The organism is Candidatus Cardinium sp. cBcalN2, from assembly GCF_022810445.1.
In the GTDB taxonomy this organism is placed as follows: domain Bacteria; phylum Bacteroidota; class Bacteroidia; order Cytophagales; family Amoebophilaceae; genus Cardinium.
The window spans coordinates 1-16,215 of sequence record NZ_JAACGD010000044.1 but is presented as its reverse complement, the minus strand read 5'-3'; the positions used below and the strand labels follow the sequence as shown (position 1 = coordinate 16,215).

Sequence of the window (16,215 nt, the reverse complement as noted above, 5' to 3'; positions counted from 1 at the left end):
AGCTTTCAGCCACTTTTTTCATCAGCGCTTGATTTTTTGGTTACTTTTTTATCAAGAAAAAAGTAACAACAAAAATTCATTTTATACTAATTGCGTCAACGCAAACCAAAGAGTTGCTAAATATAATCGAAGAAAAACCACAGTCGTGAACGGATACGCTTTTTTCGTATGCATTCGAGCCTATGGCGGTTCTAGGAAGCGTTTTTTAGTCCACTTCTACCACAGTACTGAATAGACACGTTTTCCTTTAGTTATAACCTATCTCTATGGATGTCAGCTAAACAGAAATAATTAAAAATATAGCTAATAACCTGTTCCTAACAAACACAACAAGCTGCTTAACAAGGCACATGTCCTGGTGTACGTGGAAATGGGATTACATCCCGTATGTTTTCCATTCCGGTTACAAACAATACAAACCGGTCAAGCCCCAAACCAAAGCCACTATGGGGTATGGTGCCGAATCGTCTGGTATCCAAATACCAGTCCAAGTCTTGAATCTCATTACTCTGCATGGCTGCTTGCAAATAATCTATGCGCTCTTCCCTCTGGGATCCCCCAATAATTTCTCCTACACTAGGGAAAAGTAAATCCATGGCTGCTACTGTTTTGCCATCATCATTTTGGCGCATGTAAAATGCCTTGATAGCTTTTGGATAATCGGTTACTACTACCGGTTTTTTAAAATGGTGCTCTACCAAGTAACGTTCATGTTCCGATTGTAGATCCATACCCCAACCTGTAACAGGATACGCAAATTTACCATGCTTGTTTGATTCAGAATCGATTAAAATAGCCATTGCTTCTGTATAGGTAATACGGGCAAAAGGCTGTTCTAACACAAAGTTTAATCTTTCTAATAGCGGCATGGGGGCAGTTTTATCTTCTTTATTTCTATGGCTAAGCAAGCGTTGATTTAAAAATTCAAGTTCTGCCGGGCATGTTTTAAGTAGGTATGCTAATAAAAATTTTAACAATGCTTCTGCTAGTGCAATCGTATCGTCCAGATTATTAAACGCTACCTCTGGTTCAACCATCCAAAATTCTGCTAAGTGTCTAGTGGTATTAGAATTTTCTGCTCTAAAGGTAGGGCCAAAAGTATAGACTGCTCCTAGCCCCATAGCAGCTGTTTCTGCAGCAAGTTGTCCAGAAACGGTTAAGTTAGTAGCTCTGCTAAAAAAATCTTCTTTAAAATCAATGTTGCCATCTAGATTTTTAGCTGTATGCATAGGATCCAGGCTGGTTACACGAAACAATTCTCCTGCGCCTTCTGCATCAGCTGCTGTAATAATAGGTGTATGAAGGTAAAAAAAACCACGCTCGTGAAAAAAGTGGTGGATGGCATAACTAATCGCATGCCGGATCCTAAATACTGCGCCAAAAGTATTGGTACGAAAACGAAGATGTACCAATGAGCGTAGAAATTCCAACGAATGAGCCTTTGGCTGTAAAGGGTAGTCTGGGGCATTCCCTAGTAGGGTGAGTTGATGGCCATGTAATTCTATTGATTGGTTGGTACCTTGTGAAGCAACTAAACTTCCAGAGACGGCAATGCTAGCACCTGTAGCTAGTTGGTTGAGCAACGCTTTTGGTAGGTCAGATGGGGTCATGACTACTTGTAAATGTTGCTGACAAGAACCATCACTGAGTGTAAGAAATATGACCTGCTTATTGATGCGTTTGGTACGGATCCAACCTTTTGCTTCAACTTGTGCACCAACTGTGCCAAATTGTAAAAGTTCTTTAATTTTGGTATGCAATGTATTCTTTTTAGATTAGCGGTTACTTTTGTTTTGGTATATTGATAAAGCCTCTGTAGTAAGAGCTAGACCTATAAATAGTAAAGCCTAATCTATAAATAGTTTTTATTTAATCCAACTGAATGCTAAGATGCAGCAATTACACTTAGAAAAAAAGTTAACGCAAAGGTTGTCTGGACAACAAATTCAGTTTATTAAGCTGTTGCAAGTACCTACTGTAGCGCTCAACGACTATATCTCAAAAGAAGTCACAACGAATCCTTTGCTAGATGAGGGCACATCCTTAGACAATGAAGAAGTGGCACCCTTATCAGAGCCATTTATTCAAGATCTTTCTAATTATCGCTCAGCTGATTTAAATAAACAAACATATAAAACAGCATCCCAATCTGCTCGTCACCTTTGGACACCAGCTATTGTTTCACTGCAAGAAAAATTAAAAGAACAACTTTATCTGCTTCATTTAAGTAAAGTAGGGTATATAATAGGGGAGCATCTGATTGGTAGTTTAGACCAAGATGGTTACCTGACATGTGACCTAGAAGTTGTGGTGCAAGATTTGCATGTAATGCATTATTTAGAACTTTCTTTGGAAGAAGTAGAAAAAGTATTAAGCGCTATTCAGCGCTTAGATCCACCTGGCATTGCAGCTAGAAATCTCCAAGAATGCTTATTAATACAACTAAAAGGACAGAATCAAGAAGATCCTATCATTCAATTAGCCCAGGGTGTGGTAAGGAATTGTTTTGAGGCTTTTACAAAGAAACACTATCACCTAATCGTAAAAAAATTAGGCCTTTCGGATACCCATCTTTTAAAAGATGCTCTAGTACATATTGCTCGGCTTAATCCTAGACCAGCTAGGCATACCAATGGCATAGATTATAGCAATGATTACCTGATGCCAGACTTTATCATACGCCAAGATCAAAGAAGGCTTACTGTTGAGCTAGTACATTATCCTGTGCATAAGCCACGTTTTAATCAAAAGTATCTTACTATGCTGGAAAGTTATGAAAAAAAGGCAAAGCAAGACTTAGCAAGTAAGGAGATGATTGCCTTTTTGAAAAAAAAGCTAGAGCATGCTAAATGGTTTATGGAGGCGCTTAGTCAACGTAGTCAAACACTTTTAAAAACTATGGAAGCCATTTTACAACTGCAATATGAGTTCTTTCTAGAAGGCGAAGAAACAGATAAATTAAAACCAATGGTTTTGCAAAATGTAGCGGATAAGGTTGGTATGGATGCTTCTACGATTTCAAGAATTGTTAACCAAAAATCAGTTCAAGGCAAGTTTGGTATCTATCCGTTAAAATTTTTCTTTTCTGAAGCGATTAGTAGGTCTACTGGTGAAGATATTAGTAATAAAGTTGTTAAAAATAGGATTTTAGAACTCATTAACAGTGAAGATAAGCAAAATCCTTATTCGGATGATCGTATCTTATCGCTATTAATGGCCCAAGGGTATCATGTGGCACGTCGTACGGTAACTAAGTATAGAAAGCAATTGCATTTACCAGTTGCTAGGTTGCGGAAGGTATTGGTATAATAGAGATAAAATCGCTTTAACCTAGTAGATTATAACTGAATTGTAAGGCGAGTTGTTTGGGCCTATGTTTTTTGAGACCATAGAGTAGGTCATTACTGATAGATTTTCTATCTATGGCTGACCAGGCAAATTGCCAACAGATATCTATTAGCACATTAGCTAAGTCGATACCAATGCCTACTATATAGCCATTGATTTTTTTGCTATAGCTTGCTATAAGACTATTTCCTTTGAATTTCGTATCATCTAAACTATTCAAAGGTATGCGAAAGATCAGTCCAATGTGAGGACGGAACCAACCCAAAAAAGGCATACCAATGGTGAACGGTACTGTAATATATCGGAAATGCGCTCTATTTAACTGATTAGGTAATTTATGCCGATCTAATACAAAGCAAGGGGCTAGTTTAGCATATAAAAGCCAAAGGTCTAGTTTAACAAACCAGCCAAGCTGGAGTGCTAAGTTCTTTGTATCAATTTTTTTGGATGACGCGCTTGTGTCGAAGCTACTATAAAAGCCAGCTATACCGAAAGATGGTCCTGTGGCTATGCCAATAGCGCTTGATGGATTTGGTACAAGTGCATACGCTAGAAAGAGAGGAACCAAAATAGATTTTTTTATGCTTATTAGCTTCATAATCTAGCTGTAAGGTTAATTTTGAGGGGTTGCCTTTGTTTCATTAGATGCAGGTTGTTTTGGGATATTGGTTGCATCTTCTTGATCCGTTGGAAGCAATGGAGCATTTAATGCTTGTTCTTCCTGTACTTTAGCCAAATTGGGGCTTACATTCAACTGGGGGGTATTTTTAAGAAAAATGGAAGATAAAAGGGTTAAGAAGAGCAATAAACTAACCAGCACCCAAGTTGCTTTTTCTAAAAAATCTGCCTTTTGATTAATGCCAATTCGCTGCACAGAAGCTGAACTACCACCTGAGGGAGTGATTCGTTCTTTAGGTTCTTGTAACAAGATAGCACCAACCAATAGAATGGCTACGATAATAATAAGTATAGTAAGCAAATTGAATATAGACATAACTAAGAATTACTGTTTAAGCTAGCAATGATATCCTGAATATACGATTTTTTTTCAGGATGCTTTGCCATTATATAGTTATAAATTTCAATGGCTCGTTTGTATTTTTTTTGTTGTATCATTATTCTAGCCAATGTTTCAGTTGCAAAACGATCATCTAAAGTAGTTCGTTGCTCGGAGAGATCTACGGATGTGTCCTCTTTTAAGGGTACTGCCTCTACAAAAGGATCGAACTGCAAATTTTTATTTAAAATGGTATCAATAATAGAAAATTGTTTGATACTATTTTCATTGGTACTTTTTTTTAGCGATTTATTGACAATTAGTTCTAGGTAGTTATTGGCAGTAGCAGCTGTTTCTTTCCAAGATGTAGGATGAATACTTCTAACAATTGGTGGGAGTGAAAGTTTGTTTTCTAACCATTTCCGAAAATGCGTACGATCAATAGCATAGGTAGCAGCCCTTTGAACTGTCATTTTTTCTATATCTTGCTCTTGCTTGTAGTTTGCCTTGGCAAGGAGTGCATGGGCTAGGTAGAAATAAGGGTATGTTTGTATAAAGGACTCTAAATCAGGTATGTCTTTTGGGGAAAGCTTTGCAGGTTGTGCCAATAATGTTAATAGTCTTTGAACGTGCATGGTAAAAACAATTTGAATAGACTTTTTTCAAAGTATCTCTTCACAACATGAGTAAAAAATTAATTTTTAAATCCATTCAAAAGACTGCTTATGCTCCAGCATTTGTAGGAGACACGAAACACAAAAAAGGGATCTACTACACAAAATTTGAGACACCAGATCTAAGTTTACTAGCAGAAGTGGCGTTTCGAACGCAGGCTAATCTTACCAATTATCTTCTATAGATTTGTTACAAATATCATCTACGAGTTGACAAAAAATTTCTTCAATCAATAGAGGTTCTTTTTCTAATTGATTTTCATTAGAAAATATATCTGCACTAGCTGAAAATTGTTTTTTCTTAAACGAGGAATCTTCATCTGCAGGATTCAAGTAAGAGACTTCTATGGTTATGGTTAAGCGTTGTACTTCTTTAGGGTTATTATCCCCAGAGCTATAATCCCCTTTATCTTTTGTACTAAAGGCTGTACGATAAGCAAAAGACTTAATCACTCCTTCGTATTGGATGTCGCCATCTTTTTCTTCTTTGGTCAAAGTAGTCATGCGTAATATTTTTGATTCCAGTTTTTCAGTAAGTTTTTGGGTCATATCTGTTGGACCCTCTGAAACCTCTGTATAAAAGGATTTAACAGAAAAAGTCTTAATATCAGGAGAAAGTGCAACACCTGAAAAGGTAAAAAGGCCACAGCTGTTTAACCATAATAAGCTAAAAAAAAGGTATAGACTATTTATTAAAATCGGGCTCTTCAATCTCATATTGTTTAATTTTTCGATAAAGCGTTCTTTCAGAAATCCCTAAATCATCAGCTGCATTTTTACGATTTCCGTCATTTTTTTTCAGAGATCTACGAATTAATGCTTGTTCTTGCGCTTCAATAGAAAGGTTTTCTGTTGCTTGGGAGTCACCCATACAATTTACATTATCTTCTTTAAAGGATTGTGTTGTATCCAAAAAATGGATTTGCTTAGCTTTATTTTCTTGCTCACTATGAGTTTCAAATAAGCGTGCATGGTTTTTGATCATGGGATGGTTCATGGAAGCAGACCCCATTAGGTTAAACATTAATTCTTTTAATTCCGCAACATCTCTTTTTAAATCAAAGAGAATAGGGTATAGCCATTCTTTTTCAATCAGCCCATTATCATTCCATTGTTTATACAATACGGGTAAGGTATGGCTTTGTGCTTTTGGTAAATATTTTTCTAGTATGCTTGGGGTCACTATAACCGCTTCTTCAAGTAGTGCTATTTGCTGTACAATATTTTTTAGCTGACGAATATTACCTGGAAATGAATAGGTGCGTAGCATATCCTTTGCATCTGGGCTAATTTCTAAGGGTTTAACATGGTATTTTGTAGCAAAATCACTAGAAAACTTATGAAATAATTGTATGATATCTGCGCCTCGTTCACGAAGAGGGGGGATGCTAATAGGAACGGTGTTGAGTCTGTAGTATAAATCTTCTCGGAATTTTCCTTGCTTAATGGCATAGAGTAAATCTACATGTGTAGCTGCCACGATACGCACTTTGGTTTTTTGTACACTAGAAGTACCTACTTTTACATATTCTCCATATTCTAATACACGCAAGAGTCTGATTTGTGTCCCTAAAGGCATTTCACCTATTTCATCTAGGAAAATAGTGCCCCCATTGGCTTCTTCAAAATAACCTTTTCGGCTTTCTATTGCTCCTGTAAAGGAGCCTTTTTCATGGCCAAACAGTTCAGAATCTATAGTGCCTTCTGGAATAGCGCCACAGTTAATAGCTATAAAGTTGCCATGGCGGTAGGGGCTTAGTGCATGAATAATCTTGGAGAAAGATTCTTTTCCAGTACCACTTTCGCCCCTAATTAAAACGGAGAGGTCGGTAGGCGCTACCTGCATGGCTATTTCAATGGCTCTGTTTAACGATGGAGCATTGCCAATAATATTAAACCGCTGTTTGATGTATTCGAGATCTTTTTTCATAGCCTTCATACACTTACGATACCACTGTGCCCAATAGGGTTGCTGCGTTGCAATCTACGATTTGTACCGCTACATAATCCCCTATTTGGTAGTTCCCTTTGGGGAATACTACGATTTTATTTTGACTGGTTCTACCTTGAAAAGAAGCTTCTGATTTTTTGGAAGACTTTTCAATTAAAACCTGATGGACTTGGCCTATACTTTTTTGGTTGTGCATTAAGGCATGTTCACGCTGTTTGGCTATAATTTCACTTAATCTGCGCTTTTTAACCGATTCTGGAACATCATCCGCATATTTTCTAGCGGCCAATGTGCCTGGCCGTTCAGAATAGTAAAACATAAAAGAAAAATCATATTGCACATAATCCATTAGCGAGAGGGTATCTGCATGTTCTGCTTCTGTTTCGGAACAAAATCCTGCAATCATATCAGAAGAAATGGCACAAGATGGACCTAAAATATGCCTAATAGCCACAATTCTTTCGATATACCAGGCGCGGTCATAGGTACGATTCATCAGTTTTAAGATGCGGCTATTGCCACTTTGAACAGGTAAATGAATATGCTTACAGATGTTAGGATAAGCTTTCATAGTATACAACACCTCATCGGTCATATCTTTGGGGTGAGAAGTAGAAAAACGAACCCTTAATTGGGGATCAATCTCAGCCACCATAGCCAGTAATTGGGCAAAGTTACTGGTTACATCGCTAGGCTTTCTATGATCTGGTGAGGCGGTAGCTGCTGTCATGGATGGACACCAACTATAAGAATCTACATTTTGCCCCAAAAGGGTAATTTCTCTATAGCCTGTTTCAAATAACTGTTTAGCTTCTTGGACAATAGAATCCGGATTCCTACTTCGTTCACGCCCTCGCGTAAAAGGGACAATACAAAAAGAGCACATATTATTACATCCTCTCATAATAGAGATAAAAGCAGTGACACCATTTGCATGCAATCGGACAGGTGCAATATCGGCATAGGTTTCTTCTTTGGATAAAAAGGTATTGACTGCTTTATGTCCTTGATCTACTTGACTAATTAATCGAGGTAAGTCTCTATAGGCATCTGGACCCGCTACCAAATCAACTACTTTTTCTTCTTCTAGTAATTGGGTTTTAAGCCGTTCTGCCATGCAGCCTAATATACCAACAATCAGATCGGGTTGTTTGATTTTCTGTTGGTTAAAAACCAATAATCTATTTCGAATCGTCTGTTCAGCTTTATCCCGAATGGCACATGTGTTGATCAGAATAAGATCTGCGTTATCATAGTGATCTGTAAAAACAAAACCTTGTTGCGCCATAATAGAAGCCACTATTTCACTATCAGAAAAATTCATTTGGCAGCCATAGCTTTCTATATATAGTTTTCTAGGAAACGGAGGGATCTGGCTACTAGCCTCTTTAGATAGGCTTGGTGTTGGTGAACCATGCTTGGCAATAAATGTTTTGTTTTTCATATGGATCTATTTATGTTACCATGCGGGTTATGGCCGTATCTATTCAGCCAATGGCACGAGTATCTGTTGACGAAATGGCATCAACTGAAGGATAGCCAACATTGGTAAATTTAATTCATAATGAATTTTTATTTTACTTTTCTGTATCTGTTCAAGGCTTTTTTATACCACTTTTTTCTTGATAAAAAAGTGGACAAAAAATCAAGCCCTGTGTAAAAAGTTCCGGAAAGCGAACGTTACAACTGGAAAAACAGAATCCGCCCTTCAGGCCTCCCTCTCAACTGTTTTTCTATTTCAGTTGTAACGTTCGCTTTCTGAGCGCAACTATTTTACAAGGGGCGTTTTTGGGGTCCACTTATGCCAGGGTAATAAATGGATACACATTCTTTTTCCAGCTGGGAGGCTTGTGTTTTACGGCTTTTTACCCAGCGTTTGATTTTTGCTGACTTTTTAAGAGTGGCTTCAAAGCCTGATCTATCAGGTCCTGATACCTTTGCTCTGTATATCCTTGTTTATACATTGATTCTTTTACAGATTTTTTTATTGTTTCATCGAATGATTCACGTATTTTTTGACTCTTAGCTACATCGTCTTTAGCAGTTTCTAATTGCTCGATTAATTGATCAGACGATTTGTCGAATGCCTTTAAACAAGCATCTTTGAATTGCGTATCACGTTCGTTGGATAAATCTAATTGTAAGATTAAAATATCCTCTGCTGCAAGCTTTGTAGTAAGTATCTTTAACTTCATAATTATAGCAACAGTCTTTTCGTACTTACGTTTGTAATTTTCTTTTTCAGTAACAGTCTCTTCGTACATACGTTTGTAATTTTTCCCTTCTGTTGACGTATTGAATTCTTGATCTAAATTATTTTTTAACAGTGTATTATTTGGCTCATCCTGATTATATCGTGGTGTTGACGTATGGCTAGAATGCTGTGATGGAGTGTTCTTGCCCGAGGGTGTGTTGTTACCAGAACCACCACAGTTAGCCCCCATTAATGTAATGGTGGACAATAGACCAGCCTGGTACAAAAATTTTATATAGTTGCTCATTTTAGGTAATTGTTAAAAAATTTATGGTATCGATTGAGCCTTCTGGCTATGCTATGCGAAAGTAATGCTTTTACAAACTTACAAAATAATAAGTAGGGCTGTCCCATAGGTTCATTAAAAAATCTTACCCTTTTTTAGTTATAAGCGCGCGTAGCTGTTCCATAATAGTTTGGTCTACTAACGTTGAGGTATCACCTAAATCTGCTTCCTGTTGTACTATTTTTTTAAGCAGTCGACGCATTATTTTGCCAGACGCTACCTTAGGTAAAGCGGGTACAGGGTGCATCAACTCTGGAACGGCAAAGGCTCCTATTTTATTACGAACAATTGATTTGATTTCATCTTCAATGATACCATCATATTTCCACCTATGCTTTAATACGATAAAACAGTGGATGGATTCACCTTTTATGGCATGTGCAGCAGAGACTGCAGCGGCTTCTGCCACTGCTGGGTGTTGCATCAATGCAAATTCAATCTCAGCAGTTGATAGTAAATGACCGGAGACATTCAACATATCATCTCTTCTACCTATGATCCAAAAATAGCCATCTGCATCACGTTTTGCCGCATCGCCTGTATAGTAATAGCCATTGTATGGCTTAAAATAGGTAGATTCAAATCTTTGATGATGCCCATCAAGAGTTCGGGCTATGCCTGGCCAAGGATTTTTGATAACCAAATATCCTTCTCCCTCACCTATCATTTCAACGCCATTTGCATCAACGATTGCGGGTACAATACCAAAAAAAGGTAGTGTAGCAGATCCAGGCTTCAATGGCGTAGATCCAGGAAGTGGACAAAGGATGGGTCCGCCTGTTTCTGTCTGCCAAAAGGTATCAATAATCGGACAGCGCTTTTCACCCACTACTTCGTAGAACCAATGCCAAGTGGCAGGATCAATGGGTTCACCTACGGAGCCAAGTAGGCGCAAGGAGGCTCTACTATACTTTGTAACATATGAGCGGTCAAGTTTCATAAGGGTTCGAATCGCAGTAGGAGCGGTATAAAATGTGGTGACTTGATATCGATCGATCAACTCCCAAAAGCGACCTCCATCTGGGTAAGTCGGAATGCCATCAAATATAACAGTGCTACTTTTACAGGCAAGTGCACCATAAACATTGAAAGTATGGCCTGTAATCCAGCCTAAGTCTCCAGAGCAGAAAAATAGATCTTCTTCATGGTAGTCAAATGCATATTTAAATACAGTGGCTGCGTATAATAGATAACCTCCACTAGTGTGTAACACTCCTTTGGGTTTGCCAGTCGAACCGCTTGTATACAGTATAAATAATGGATGTTCCGCATCAACCCACTCAACTGCACATAGATCGGATGCAGATGCCATGACTGTTTCCCAAGCCAGGTCTATTGAATCATCCCAGGGAATATCGGGTATGTCTTTATTCAGCTTGCTGGTTTGCAGTCGGTTAAAAACGACACAATGGTTAATCAGGTGGCCAGCTGCTTTACATTGTTTCAATGCTTGGGTAGCAATCGACTTGAGGGGAATAAATTTTGTTCCACGAAAGGTTCCGTCAGCGGTTACCAAGAGTTTTGCGTTTGCCGCTATCATCCTTTCTGCGAGTGCCTCTGTTGAAAATCCTGCAAAAATCACAACATGGATGGCCCCAATGCGCGCACAACTTAACATGGCTATGATGGCCTCTATAGTAGTTGGCATATAGATGGCTACACGGTTACCTTTTTGTATGCCTAGGGTTTTTAAAACATTGGCACATTTACAAATTGCTTCCAGTAAACCTTGGTAGGTGATTTGTTTTTGTTCGCTTGGGTCATTTCCTTCCCAGTAGTAGGCTATCTTATGGCCATTGCCTTCCTCTACATGCTTGTCCACTAGGTTATAGCAAACATTAGTGGTGGCTCCTTCTATCCATTTTGTAAAAATATTCCCTTTTTTGAGGTCAAAATTGTAGCGCAGAAATGGACCAGTTGGTTGCTGTTTCCAAAAAAATGGCTCGGATAGCTTTTTCCAAAATTGGATTGGATCCTCAATAGATGCGTTATACATTTTTAAGTATTCATCCAATGATGCGATATGGGCATTTTGTTGAACGGCATCGGAAGGAGGGTATAGTCCGTTTAAATCAGTTTTAAGGCTTTTCATGCTTTAAAAAAATCTTGAATCCATGTTGGAGGAAGGATGGCTGCTTGAGAAAGTCTATAAGTCGTTAGATGATTTACAGCAACGTAAAGGTGTGGATCTATCTATAACCAGCCTTTTTATAAGTAAAACTTTAATTTACGTAAAAAGTTATATTTTGACTAAATGAATTATTAAATTCTATGTTAAACTGTACCTATTGACCGTTAGGGTGAGGTAGTAAAAAAATAAAAACGGGTCTTGTAAAATAATTGCGGTTAGCAAGCACCGTTTACAGCTGAAATAGAAAAACAGTTGCAGAGAGGGATCGCAGTAAGGATTTAGCGCTGTGGAAGCCCAGGTTAAAAAAGAAAAAAAGTGTGTGATACAAATAACCGAGTTAGGTAAAAAGTCTCTTGTGCTATCGTTCTTGCTTATTGATTGCATCATCTAATAGAGCTATACACGCAGCATGGTTACTCGATTTAGCTGCATCAAGGAAGGTTCTTCCATATTTATTTTTGATCGTTAGGTCAATGGATGCAACCGCTACTAAGGCTTTAATAATGACCAGATGCCCTTTAGAGGCTGCATAATATAATGGGGTATTTTCATGGTAGTTTTTAATATTGACATCAATTGATTGGTTAGAGAGTAATGCCTCAAGAACGGCTAGATGACCTTTAAATGCTGCATAATGCAATGGGGCGTTTTGATATTTATCCTTGGTATTTACGTCAATGTTTATGTGGTTCAAGAGTGCTTGGGTTAACTCTATATTACCTTTGGATGATGCATAATGAAGGGCTGTATAGCTATCTTGGTCTATTGCATTTACATCAACTGCTGTGGACTCTTCAAGCAGTACCCTAAGTAAATCTACATGGTTCTCAACAACCGCACAATGTAATGGGGTTTCGCCATACTTATTTCTTGCATTTACATCAATTGTTTGATCTTTTAATAAAAATCTAGCTTTCTGCCAATCACCTTCAAAAGCTGCCATATGAAGAGGGGTATCTCCATACTTATTGGCTTCATCTATATGGATAGTTGAATTTTGCTCCTGCATCTGCTTCTAAATTTATAATGGCTTGCGTAAATCTTACTAGGATATTGGATCATATGCTATAAGTAATGCGTGCATCACCATCTTTAGTTTTCTAGACTAGAAGCTACAAAAATAATTTGATTGACTATACCAACTTGGCTAATAAATTTTTGAAAAGAATCATTTTCAATGATTACAATGAATATCAGATTAGATGGAGTAAAACCTATAGCAGCAATCTATCTATTTTTTTTTCATGATAGGCCTTCAATGCTTCTTGAGCTGCCGTAGCTAATGCTTCTGCTATGTTAGGAGCCAAATATTTCTCAGCTAGCTTAACATCTACTGTAAGGGCCTCATTAGCCATATATTTTATCTCCTCTAGCATGATATATCCTGCAGCATGGCGTAAGTCATAGAGCCGTTCGGCCAGTTTGATGAAAAGAACGGAAAGCTGTATATGATCTTTTTTAATGGCTTCCTTTAATCGATTCCGAACATAAAGCAACGAAGGATGATCTAATGTTTCTCTTTTATCCACGTTTAAGATGTTCAATACAAAAGCATAAACACCTAAGTTATAATGTTCCTTGATATAAGAAAGGGGCAAATAGGTCTGACGCACTAACTCATACAATAAAGAGGCATAAATCACTTTAGGTGAATGGAACACCCATTCTACCACTAACCTGGCGATACCTATCGCACGCACATAAAACAATTGACCTGAGCCATGTCGCTTAAAACCAAAGTATTGCCTGAGTAATAAAAGTAAATTTGAAATCGTACTGACATCAATAGGATCTACTTGATGAGAAACTTCACAAACATAATCATAGAATTGCATTAATTTCATCATTGAATCGGCTTGCTCTTTAGGTGTGACAGGAGTTTCTGATATTAAATAATCTATTGGTAGCTTAATCATTAGTTTATCACGAACTTTTGTGACATCAATGGGGAGTACCACTAAAATAGCTTGTTGTTGACTATTATCCGGATATTCCAAGTAGCCATAGTGGGCATAAACCATGCTAGCTACCATATCTCGTTCCAGATCTATAGAGGGTGAAACTGATTTTATGCTTTGATAATCAATTTTATTTTTTATATCAATATATACAGGCTTAATCTGGGGAATCTCCTTGGAAGCTAGTTCAGCCTTATGTATGAGCAGACCAGTAGCCTGAAAAAGCATAAAAGTAGGATCGCTATCATCAATAGCATCTGCTTGTTTAAATTGTAAAGCGGTATGGTGTAGTTGTATACTTACTATTGACGTAGTGGCTTCATCTAACTTACCCATAATCCGTAAAACGGCTTTAACCAAAGAGTAGACTACCTGATTGATATCGCATATAATATCAGGGCATAAGACGCCCCTAGAGCTGTTTATTTTTTCTACCAGCAATCTAGGTGGATGAGTGACTTCTTGAGATAAGGAAAACTCTACTTTTTGAATTAGCTTATCTAAACTAATTTTGGTAGGCTGGAGTAGTGCATGTGATTTAGCTTTTTCTTTCTTACTGAAATAGGTAACCCAATCATGGAGTTTATGGATAATACTCTTAAAGTCTTCTTTATAAAGGGGCATGTTGCTATCTAAAAAAGAGATTGATTCCTCCATTTTATCTACTACTTTGCTTAAAATAGCGCCATGACCTTTAAGTGAACTAACACCGGTAGTAGGAACCATAGTTGCGTCATAGAGCGCTTGCTTGAGCCTTTGGGAGGTACTAATCTTTTCTCTCTCTTTGAGATAGTGCACTTGCACAAAGTAGGTATTGCTTTTAGCTTTAAGGTAAATAAAAATGCCCAAAATAAGTAACCCTAATCCCAAATAGAGTAGCAATAGCCACGCAACAGCTGATGGCGATAATACCAACACCAGCGGGTGGGCACAATAGATAGGGCTAAGAGAGCTAACCATTAATAGCGTGGCTATTAAAAAACCAACACCCAAATATAAAGGTAGTACAAACAAGCTTACAGACAAATGGGCCAAGCATAAGCCTACATTCAAAAGAAGTGTTGTGCCATGCCACCAGTGCCAAACCACATTCATCGGCAGACAAAATATTAATCCTATTACCCAACATAGACCAACCATCCATCCTGGAATCGTTTTAACTTTTTGGGTCAGCAGTAGATTGTACCCTAAAAAGCAAGCCCCTACTAAAAATTGCAGTATAAGCCACCCGCCATAATCGGTAATAGAGGCTATAAAGTAAGTTAACGAATTCGTGATAACCACATAAAGCCCCATACAGGTTAGCGTAACATGGCTCGGTTGCAGCTTAGCTAAGCTATTTTTAATATCTCTTAACTCATTTTTAATGGCTTCGTTTCGTGCTGCCTTTTTCCGTCTATTAACTTGCTGTATTTGGGTAAATGGATCATTGGGGCTAGGGCGGACCCATCCTATATCGTCTGGTTGTTTCAGTAGATAGTGGGCAGCCATCATGGCTATTCCATTGGCTAACATACAAATAAAAGAACCATTTATTCCCGTTTTAGGTTCAATCCACTTGTTCCAAGCTAAAATAGATAGTATACCGGTCAATATACCAATCAAAGCCGTTCGGGGCTTACCCCGAAAGCCTAAAACAGCTAAGATAAAAGGGGCAGTTGCTATAGGAAGCGAAAAATCTAAACTTAATTTGAGCAAACGTAATAGATCGTTAGAATACAAAGTCAATGCCATAGCAAATAACCCTATGACTACACTGGTGCATGTAGCCAAGCGGAGCTGGTTAGGATAAGGCGCTTTTTTAGGACTACGTAGACTTTGTAACATATCATGGCTAATCATAACAGCACAGGCATTGAGTTTAGAGTCAGCTGTGGACATAGCCATGGCCAATAAGCTGATACAAACTATTCCTTTAAAAATAGGGGGTACATTAGCCATTATATAACCCCAAATGGCGGTTCCTGGTAAGTCTGGTGCACCTACAAAGACAAATAAAGCAATTAAAATTATAAAGATTTTTATTATGAAACCGAAAAGTGTCGAGTATAAAAAAACCTTTCCGGCTTGCACCGAACTAGAAGACATGTAGACCCGTTGTATGGTTGGAGGTTCTATATAGCCCATTAAAAAACTAAGTACCAGAAAAAGCATAGCCACTAGATTGCTGTCAAAATGGCAAACTGTACTAAACTGGAATTTTGCCTGGCTTTGTAAAAAAGGAATCATTTCTACCACTGATTTACCGGTGCTTTTAAACATCAACCATGCTAGAATAGGAATAATGATGGTAAAAGTGATGAACTGAAGGATATCGGTAAAAACAACTGCTCGGATACCTCCAAAACTAGAATAGAAAATAAGAATTAAGGTAACACCAATTGTAATAACTTTTGGATTTACAACATCTAAACACATACTAATGGCCAGGGACATGGCACTGACTTGCGCAGCAATCATCGCAATAGCATCACAAATACCAGACAGGGTTGTAATGATTCGTGCATATCTACCATAGACACTACCTATTGTTTCTGGCATAGAAAGATGGTGCATGAACCGACCCATACGCAAGGCCAACCAACTAATAACATATAAACTGTAGTAGTTGATATT

General features: G+C 37.9%; 13 protein-coding genes. 2 read left to right on the top strand and 11 right to left on the bottom strand.

Annotated features, from left to right (window positions below; all coding sequences use genetic code 11):
- Positions 1 to 338: 338 nt before the first annotated feature.
- On the bottom strand, positions 339 to 1,760 hold the full coding sequence (gene asnS / locus MUW74_RS01545) for an asparagine--tRNA ligase (RefSeq protein WP_243517851.1): 1,422 nt from the start codon (positions 1,758 to 1,760) through the stop codon (positions 339 to 341).
- A 130-nt stretch (positions 1,761 to 1,890) separates the two neighbouring features.
- Between asnS and rpoN the strand changes: the two genes are divergently transcribed.
- A complete protein-coding gene (gene rpoN, locus MUW74_RS01540; protein ID WP_243517848.1) occupies positions 1,891 to 3,309 on the top strand; it encodes an RNA polymerase factor sigma-54 in 1,419 nt (472 codons plus the stop codon).
- A 16-nt stretch (positions 3,310 to 3,325) separates the two neighbouring features.
- Here the strand turns inward: rpoN and MUW74_RS01535 are convergent, their stop codons facing one another.
- The 8 genes from MUW74_RS01535 to acs form a co-directional block, all read right to left on the bottom strand.
- Entirely contained in the window at positions 3,326 to 3,946 is a 621-nt protein-coding gene (locus MUW74_RS01535) for a hypothetical protein (protein WP_243517835.1), read from the bottom strand.
- A 15-nt stretch (positions 3,947 to 3,961) separates the two neighbouring features.
- Entirely contained in the window at positions 3,962 to 4,342 is a 381-nt protein-coding gene (secG, locus tag MUW74_RS01530; protein ID WP_243517833.1) for a preprotein translocase subunit SecG, read from the bottom strand.
- 2 nt (positions 4,343 to 4,344) lie between these two features.
- On the bottom strand, positions 4,345 to 4,980 hold the full coding sequence (locus MUW74_RS01525) for a hypothetical protein (protein ID WP_243517831.1): 636 nt from the start codon (positions 4,978 to 4,980) through the stop codon (positions 4,345 to 4,347).
- Positions 4,981 to 5,184: 204 nt separating this feature from the next.
- On the bottom strand, positions 5,185 to 5,736 hold the full coding sequence (gene lptE, locus MUW74_RS01520) for an LPS assembly lipoprotein LptE (RefSeq protein WP_243517829.1): 552 nt from the start codon (positions 5,734 to 5,736) through the stop codon (positions 5,185 to 5,187).
- Complete coding sequence (locus tag MUW74_RS01515; RefSeq protein WP_243517827.1) at positions 5,705 to 6,949, bottom strand: sigma-54-dependent Fis family transcriptional regulator; 1,245 nt, start codon at positions 6,947 to 6,949, stop codon at positions 5,705 to 5,707. Before MUW74_RS01515 ends, lptE begins: the two co-directional genes overlap by 32 nt.
- Before the next feature lie 13 nt (positions 6,950 to 6,962).
- The gene (gene miaB / locus MUW74_RS01510; protein ID WP_243517856.1) at positions 6,963 to 8,420 is read right to left on the bottom strand and encodes a tRNA (N6-isopentenyl adenosine(37)-C2)-methylthiotransferase MiaB; all 1,458 of its coding nucleotides are present in this window, start codon (positions 8,418 to 8,420) and stop codon (positions 6,963 to 6,965) included.
- 415 nt (positions 8,421 to 8,835) lie between these two features.
- The gene (locus MUW74_RS01505; RefSeq protein WP_243517818.1) at positions 8,836 to 9,471 is read right to left on the bottom strand and encodes a hypothetical protein; all 636 of its coding nucleotides are present in this window, start codon (positions 9,469 to 9,471) and stop codon (positions 8,836 to 8,838) included.
- A 124-nt stretch (positions 9,472 to 9,595) separates the two neighbouring features.
- Positions 9,596 to 11,602, bottom strand: coding sequence for an acetate--CoA ligase (acs, locus tag MUW74_RS01500; protein ID WP_243517815.1), 2,007 nt, complete (start codon positions 11,600 to 11,602; stop codon positions 9,596 to 9,598).
- 22 nt (positions 11,603 to 11,624) lie between these two features.
- On the opposite strand from acs, the gene MUW74_RS01495 reads away from it, so the two are divergent.
- Entirely contained in the window at positions 11,625 to 11,768 is a 144-nt protein-coding gene (locus MUW74_RS01495) for a hypothetical protein (protein ID WP_243517812.1), read from the top strand.
- Positions 11,769 to 11,999: 231 nt separating this feature from the next.
- On the opposite strand, the gene MUW74_RS01490 is transcribed toward MUW74_RS01495, so the two are convergent.
- The gene (locus MUW74_RS01490) at positions 12,000 to 12,650 is read right to left on the bottom strand and encodes an ankyrin repeat domain-containing protein (protein WP_243517809.1); all 651 of its coding nucleotides are present in this window, start codon (positions 12,648 to 12,650) and stop codon (positions 12,000 to 12,002) included.
- A 205-nt stretch (positions 12,651 to 12,855) separates the two neighbouring features.
- Positions 12,856 to 16,215: hypothetical protein (locus tag MUW74_RS01485; RefSeq protein ID WP_243553030.1), on the bottom strand; the 3,360-nt coding region annotated here is incomplete at its 5' end.

Bases quoted from the DNA above. Each gene is read 5' to 3' on its own strand.
- rpoN (WP_243517848.1), top strand. From the start codon at position 1,891: ATGCAGCAATTACACTTAGAAAAAAAGTTAACGCAAAGGTTGTCTGGA.
- MUW74_RS01535 (WP_243517835.1), bottom strand. From the start codon at position 3,946: ATGAAGCTAATAAGCATAAAAAAATCTATTTTGGTTCCTCTCTTTCTA.
- secG (WP_243517833.1), bottom strand. From the start codon at position 4,342: ATGTCTATATTCAATTTGCTTACTATACTTATTATTATCGTAGCCATT.
- MUW74_RS01525 (WP_243517831.1), bottom strand. From the start codon at position 4,980: ATGCACGTTCAAAGACTATTAACATTATTGGCACAACCTGCAAAGCTT.
- lptE (WP_243517829.1), bottom strand. From the start codon at position 5,736: ATGAGATTGAAGAGCCCGATTTTAATAAATAGTCTATACCTTTTTTTT.
- MUW74_RS01515 (WP_243517827.1), bottom strand. From the start codon at position 6,949: ATGAAAAAAGATCTCGAATACATCAAACAGCGGTTTAATATTATTGGC.
- MUW74_RS01505 (WP_243517818.1), bottom strand. From the start codon at position 9,471: ATGAGCAACTATATAAAATTTTTGTACCAGGCTGGTCTATTGTCCACC.
- acs (WP_243517815.1), bottom strand. From the start codon at position 11,602: ATGAAAAGCCTTAAAACTGATTTAAACGGACTATACCCTCCTTCCGAT.
- MUW74_RS01495 (WP_243517812.1), top strand. From the start codon at position 11,625: ATGTTGGAGGAAGGATGGCTGCTTGAGAAAGTCTATAAGTCGTTAGAT.
- MUW74_RS01490 (WP_243517809.1), bottom strand. From the start codon at position 12,650: ATGCAGGAGCAAAATTCAACTATCCATATAGATGAAGCCAATAAGTAT.